This window comes from Candidatus Bipolaricaulota bacterium, assembly GCA_021159055.1.
Lineage (GTDB): Bacteria > Bipolaricaulota > Bipolaricaulia > UBA7950 > UBA9294 > S016-54.
This window is the reverse complement of sequence record JAGGSO010000020.1, coordinates 1-6,389: the sequence shown is the minus strand read 5'-3', so window position 1 is coordinate 6,389 and position 6,389 is coordinate 1. Positions and strand designations below refer to the sequence as shown.

The 6,389-nt window shown below is 62.0% G+C and carries 7 protein-coding genes; 3 read left to right on the top strand and 4 right to left on the bottom strand.

Annotated elements, in window-relative coordinates:
• The coding region (locus J7J55_01230; protein MCD6141330.1) for a (2Fe-2S)-binding protein at window positions 1-1,029 on the bottom strand (1,029 nt) is incomplete at its 3' end.
• Between the two features lie 175 nt (window positions 1,030-1,204).
• On the opposite strand from J7J55_01230, the gene J7J55_01225 reads away from it, so the two are divergent.
• Together J7J55_01225 and J7J55_01220 are read left to right on the top strand one after the other, a co-directional pair.
• On the top strand, window positions 1,205-1,558 hold the full coding sequence (locus J7J55_01225; GenBank protein MCD6141329.1) for a hypothetical protein: 354 nt from the start codon (window positions 1,205-1,207) through the stop codon (window positions 1,556-1,558).
• 62 nt (window positions 1,559-1,620) lie between these two features.
• Complete coding sequence (locus J7J55_01220; protein ID MCD6141328.1) at window positions 1,621-2,685, top strand: M42 family metallopeptidase; 1,065 nt, start codon at window positions 1,621-1,623, stop codon at window positions 2,683-2,685.
• Between the two features lie 39 nt (window positions 2,686-2,724).
• On the opposite strand, the gene J7J55_01215 is transcribed toward J7J55_01220, so the two are convergent.
• Window positions 2,725-4,218, bottom strand: a complete 1,494-nt coding sequence (locus tag J7J55_01215) for a carboxypeptidase M32 (protein MCD6141327.1) — start codon at window positions 4,216-4,218, stop codon at window positions 2,725-2,727.
• A gap of 36 nt (window positions 4,219-4,254) precedes the next feature.
• Window positions 4,255-4,923, bottom strand: a complete 669-nt coding sequence (locus tag J7J55_01210; GenBank protein MCD6141326.1) for a redoxin domain-containing protein — start codon at window positions 4,921-4,923, stop codon at window positions 4,255-4,257.
• A 50-nt stretch (window positions 4,924-4,973) separates the two neighbouring features.
• Here J7J55_01210 and J7J55_01205 point away from each other — a divergent pair, with 50 nt between their 5' ends.
• The gene (locus tag J7J55_01205; protein MCD6141325.1) at window positions 4,974-5,276 is read left to right on the top strand and encodes a winged helix-turn-helix transcriptional regulator; all 303 of its coding nucleotides are present in this window, start codon (window positions 4,974-4,976) and stop codon (window positions 5,274-5,276) included.
• A 3-nt stretch (window positions 5,277-5,279) separates the two neighbouring features.
• Here J7J55_01205 and J7J55_01200 read toward each other — a convergent pair whose 3' ends face one another.
• On the bottom strand, window positions 5,280-6,224 hold the full coding sequence (locus tag J7J55_01200; protein ID MCD6141324.1) for a thermonuclease family protein: 945 nt from the start codon (window positions 6,222-6,224) through the stop codon (window positions 5,280-5,282).
• Window positions 6,225-6,389 lie beyond the last annotated feature (165 nt).

Sequence of the window (6,389 nt, the reverse complement as noted above, 5' to 3'; positions counted from 1 at the left end):
CTCGTCGATCTGGGCGATCGTCACCGATTCTACCTGATCATGCCCGTTGGCCGAGATGATGGTGTGCGAGGTGTAGATCGGGACCCCCATGCGCACGAGCTTGTCCTTGTGCACCTTGTAGCCCCCGCACTCGGGGAGCGCCTCGACCAGGCCGACGACCTCGATTCCGGCCTGCAGGGCGTGATAGCCCGCGATCAGTCCGACGTTTCCCCCACCGACGATGAACAACCGGTCCGCCGCCTTGACCAGGTCGCGGTTCACCAGGGTCTGGAACGCGCCGGCCCCGTACACCCCGGGCAGGGTGTTCCCCCGGAACACGAGCGACCGCTCCCGCGCCCCGGTGGCGACGAGGAGGACCTGCGGCTCGACGAGGACGTAGCAGCTCCCGTCTTTAAGGATCCCGACCTTGTGATCGCTGAACACCCCGAGCGCAGTGGAATTAAGCCATACCTCGACCGAATCGTGGCTTCTTACCTCCTGTTCCAGTTTGGTCGCGATGTCGATCCCGCGTGTCCCGGCGTAGACCGCGTCGTACGATCCGAAGAACTTGTGGGTCTGCAGGACCAATTTCCCGCCGAGGCGGTGCTTGTCGTCGACGATGAGGACCCGCACTCCGCGCTTCCCCAGCTCGATCGCCGCCGACAGCCCGGCCGGCCCGCCGCCGAGGATGAGGACTGGAACCGCGATCGTCTCTATCTCGCGCAACGGTGGGATCTCATCCACCTCCGGAAGCACAGGGAGCCCGTCGAGTGGGGCGACGCGCATCCCGGGTTTCACCTTCGTCATGCACGATTTCACCGGGACCCCGTCCGCGATCACCATGCACTGGGCGCACTGCCCGTTGGCGCAGAACAGGCCTTGGGGTGAGCCGTCCTTGGGATGGTGGCCGAAGATGCGGATCCCGTTTGCGAACAGCGCCGCGGCGATCGTCTCTCCGGGATAAGCGATGAGCGGTCTTCCGGCGAACGTGAAACGAAACGGCTCACCGCGCGAGACATGCAGGATCGGATGCCGTTCGATCCGCGTCATCACCGGATCCCTTCTTCGCCACTGGTGTCACAGAAAAACACACCCGCGACCGCGGCGGGATGAAGCGATCGTGGTCCGACTGTCACGCGATTTAGCGTAACTCCTTCCTCCTCTTGGGTAGCGGATTTACCTCTGGAATCGTATTCGATAAACTGATGGTGGTCAAGATGTTGAGGTGATCTCAATGAAGGTCTCCAACTACCGGTTTGGGAGCATTAGGATCGACGGGAAGACGTACCGGCACGACGTTCTCTTGATCGGGGACGAGATCCTCCATCCGTGGGAGCGGCGGGAGGGGCATTCCCTGCATCCCGACGATCTCACCTGGCTCATCGCGCGGGAGCCCAAGACCCTCATCGTCGGGACCGGGGCATTCGGCCGGCTGCGGGTGCCGGAGGAGACGAAGGCTTGGCTTACCAAGCAGGGGATCGAGCTGATCGCCCTCCCCACCAAGGAGGCGATCGTGGAGTACAACCGCCGCGCTGCCGCCGGGGAGCGCGCCGCATGCGGGCTCCACCTCACGTGCTGATAGGATGAGTTTTCCCGATAGTGGGGTAAACTTACCGACGTAGCCTTACGAGAGGAGGAAGTATGGATAAAGATAGGGTCGAGTTTCTGCGTAGGTTCATGGAGACGGCGTGCCCGTCCGGGTTCGAGGAGAAGGCATCCCAATTGTGGCGGGAGGAGGCGGGCAAGTTCGCCGACCGCACCTGGGCTGACATGCACGGGAACAGCTTCGCCGTGGTGAACGAGGGCGGAAGCCCGCGGGTGATGCTCGCCGGGCACATCGACGAGATCGGTCTGATGGTCACCTACATCGACGAGAACGGGTACCTATCGTTCACCGGGATCGGGGGATGGGACCCTCAGGTCCTCCCGGGACAGCGGGCGCAGATTCACACCAAGGCCGGGACCGTCCTCGGGGTGATCGGCCGCAAGCCGATCCACCTGCTCAAGGACGAGGAGCGGAAGAAGGTCGTCAAGTTCGAGGATCTGTGGATCGACATCGGGGCGAAGGATAAGGCCGAGGCGGAAAAGCTTGTAGAGATCGGTGATCCTGCCGTACTCGACTACTCGTTCACCGAGCTGCGCAACGACCTCGTCGCTGCACGCGGGTTCGACGACCGGATCGGCGCGTTCATCGTCCTCGAGGCGGCGCGGATTGCCGCTAAGCTGAATCCGAAGGCGGCGATCTACGCCGTGGCCACGGTGCAGGAGGAGGTGGGGTTGCGCGGGGCGCGGACGAGCGCGTTCGGAATCGATCCCAAGGTTGGAATCGCGGTCGACGTCGGATTCGCCACTGACACCCCGGGGATGGGGAACGAGAAGAAGATGGTCGGTGACATCAAAATGGGGAAGGGCCCGATGATCGCCCGCGGCCCGAACATCAATCCCAAGGTCTTCTCCCTTCTGGTCGATACGGCGAAGCGAGAGCACATCCCGTATCAGATCGAGGGAGCGCCGCGCGGGACCGGGACGGACGCAAACGCGATCCAGCTCACCCGCGCCGGAGTGGCGACCGGCCTGATCTCGGTTCCGAACCGGTACATGCACTCCCCGTGCGAGATCGTCCATCTGGGAGACGTGAACAACATCGCCAAGCTGATCGCCCACGCTGTGGCACGGATCGACGATGGGATGGACTTCATTCCGTAATAACCGAAAGCGGGGCCGTGACTGCGGCCCCGCTTCATCTTACAGCCCGTAGACCGCGGAGTACTTCCGAATCACGTAGTCGACGAAGTAGTTGGGATCAGGCTTCTCTCCGGTCGCCCGCTCGAGGAGGTCGACCGGGTCGTAGATCTTCCCGAACCGGTGGATCTTCTCCCGCAACCAGGAAAGAAGCGGGGAGAAGTCACCCGCGGCGAATTTCCCTTCCAGGTCCGGGATCTCCTCCTGTGCCTTCGCGTACAACTGGGCGGCGTACAGGTTCCCGAGCATGTAGGAGGGGAAGTAGCCGAACATCCCGCCGGACCAGTGTACGTCCTGCAGCACCCCGTGGGCGTCGTCCTCCGGGACGACCCCGAGGTAGCGATCCATCGCCTCGTTCCACAGCTCAGGGAGGTCCGACACCGCGATCCTCCCGTTGATCAACCCCTCCTCGAGCTCGAACCGAAGCATGATGTGCAGATTGTAGGTGACCTCGTCCGCCTCCACCCGGATCAGGGACGGCTCGACCACGTTCACCGCCCGATAGATCTCCTCCGGGGGAACCTTCGCGAACGCAGGGAACACCTCCCCTGCGAGTGGGGCGAAGTACTCCCAGAACGGGCGCCCCCGTCCGACCATGTTCTCCCACATTCGCGACTGGGACTCATGGATCCCCATCGATGCTCCGTCGTCGAGGCCTGTCCAGCGGAGTTCGTCCGGGATCCCCTGCTCATACAGGGCGTGTCCGCCCTCATGGATCGAGCTGTACAGCCCGGAGAACGGATCGTCGGGGAGGAACCGGGTGGTAACGCGCACGTCACCGGGTCCGACCCCGATCGTGAACGGGTGGACTGTGGTGTCGAGACGCCCGGCGGAGAAATCGTACCCGATCGCTTCCAGCGCCCGCAGGGAGAGCTGGCGCTGCCCGTCTTCCGCGTACTCGCCGGAGATGAAGTCGGTGCGCGGCCGCGTCCCGTCCTCGACCAGGCGTTTGATGAACGGGACGAGCCTCTCCCGGAGTGGGGTGATGATCCCGGCGAGTTGGGCGGCGGTCATCCCGGGTTCGTACTCCTCGATCAGGGCGTCGTATGGGTTCTCCTCATATCCGAAGTACTCAGCGAACCGGCGCGAGTAGTCCACCATTTTCTCGAGATGGGGCCGGAAAGCGGCGAAGTCAGACTCGGCCCGCGCCTTCTCCCACGCTGTCTCGCTCTCCGCCCGGGCAATGGCAAATTCCTCGAACAGATCGGGCGGGATCGCCTTGTAACGGCGGTAGTCCCTCCCCACCACCCGGACGCTTGCCCGGTCCAGTTCCGAAAGGTCATCTCGCTTCTCCAGCTCCTCCAAGTAATGGCCGAGGGCATCGGAGGTGGAGAGCTCGAACACCATCTTGGCGAGCTTCCCGATCACCTCGGCGCGGGCGGGATGCCCCTTCTCCGGGAGATGGGTCCGCTGATCCCAGTGGAGAAGGGCAAGGCTGGAAGAGAGTTTCCCGATCTCGCGCAGGTGTTCTTTGTACAGAGCAAGAATATCCGACATCCGTCCTCCTTCAGCAGACTGATGTCAGATTGTACCCTATTTGAACAATGACGCGAGGAACGACTCGGTGAGGCGCATCGGATGGTCGGAGAACCTGATCACCCCATCCTTATCCAACACGAAGGTATGGGGAATCCCATAGATCCCGTACTCCCGTGCCACGCTCTGCGAGGCGGACACCGATCCCCACAGCGGGATGAGATCGTGGTATCCCTTCGCCTCCAGGAACGAGCGCGCATCCTCCGCGCTCCGGTCGAGGCTCACCCCGACGAGGACGAGGCCGCGGTCCTTGAACTCCTCGTAGTACCGCTGCAGCTGCGGCATCGATGCCCGACACGGAGGGCACCAGCTCGCCCAGAAGTCGAGGATGACGACGTGGCCGCGGAAGTCGGAGAGAGATACCGATTTGCCGTTTAGGTCGGGGAGGGTGAAGTTGGGTGCCCGCTCCCCGACCTCGATTCCCACCGGAACCGAGCCTTCCGTCGAAGAGGCGGAGGGAGCGGCCGCGGGTTGATCGGGCGTTGTCGGCTCCGGCTCTGCCGGCTGGGCCGGGGTGATCGGGACGGTCTCCGCCCGGTGCCCGAGGAGGATCCCGGCGGTCACCCCACCGCCGACGGCGAGGACGAGCACGACGGAGGCGACGATCCACGCTGACCTGGTTCGGAATAATGAACGCTTCTTGTCTTTCTTTTTTCGACTTGGCATGGTAACATCATGATACAATAATATTTAAATGCTCTCAAGGCGAGGTGGAGATGGACGAAAGGACGTGTTGTGCGATTGCCGAGTTCTTATCCGCTCTTTCCAATCCGACGCGGATCCGCATCCTATGCGCGTTGTTTGCCAACGAGCGGTGCGTGGGGGAGATCGCCGGTGAGATTGGGCTGTCGCAAGCCCATACCTCCTCCCATCTGCGCGTCCTGTACGATCGGGGTTACCTCTCCCGTCGGAGGGAGGGGAAGAGGGTCTACTACGGACTCCGCGATTCGCGCATCCCTAAGTTTTTGTCCGCTGCAGGAAAGATCGCGATGGAAAGCGTTCCCGGCTACCGAAAGTGACCCTCACCTTTCTCGGAATGGCGGATAGGAATAGATGAAATACAGCTTCCCATCAGGCCCAAGGAGATATGCGGTGTCACCATCGTTGTCCCAGACCTTGCGCCGGGTCCAGTAAACCTCCACTTTACCAGTGCCGCAGCCAGTGATCCTCCCCCGCATCTCTGGGGGTATTCCCGCCCCGGAGTAGATGATCAGTTTTCCTCCCGGGGGAAGGACGCAGCTCGGCCCGAAGAATTCAGCAAACGAAAGCGCGTGCGCAGGATTCCTCCCCTCTTTCTTACTTTTCCCCGCGGAGGCGTCCATCAAAACCCAACCGTCAGCGAGCTCGAGCGGTTCACTGCCGCGATTTATGAGGTACACGGCTTCCTTCTCTCCCCAGAACTTGATCGCGGCGATGGCCAGGTCCGCATCAGGGTAAAAGTCATCTAAGTTCCACGCGCCGCGTCGATTCTGCGCCGCCTCTATCTGGGCGGCAATCAACTGATCAGCGTAGCGGATCGAGAAGTCGTCCGCAGCGATCTCCCGATCGGTCAGCCCGGGAAGATCGATAAGCGCCAGGCCTTTTTCTACCAATGCCTGCTGCACGAGTTGGGTGCGTTCTGCATCGGAAAAGACATGCGCCAACACACGCCTATCGCGACCGCGGCGGAAGTCGCCGTTTGTCCTTTCCACCTCTAACCACACGTTTCGATTCTTCACTGACGCTGAGTTTGCGTCCTTTGCCGCTTGCCCTGAGTGTTCCTCGTCAGAAAGCTCAGGGGCATTTATTCCGAGGTAGCGTACCTTCAGTGGTTCGCCATTCGGCAGGCGCACAGTGATCGTGTCCCCATCGGTTACACTCATCACCCAACTCGGGCCAAAAATCACGGTGGATGGGGTCTGTACCGCCTGCACTGCGACTACCCAACCGAGCGCGATTGCGACTACAATCCCCGCACACAGTTTCATCACGCACCTCCCACGGCATGGTAGTGAGAATCGGGTTGGTGCACAAATCAAACCACGGGGAAGCTCATCTCCCGCTTGTCTGACCGAACTTCCGCGCCAGGGCATCGTCCACACACTTGGGGACGAACGAGCTTACGTTCCCGCCGTAGCGCTTGACCTCCTTCA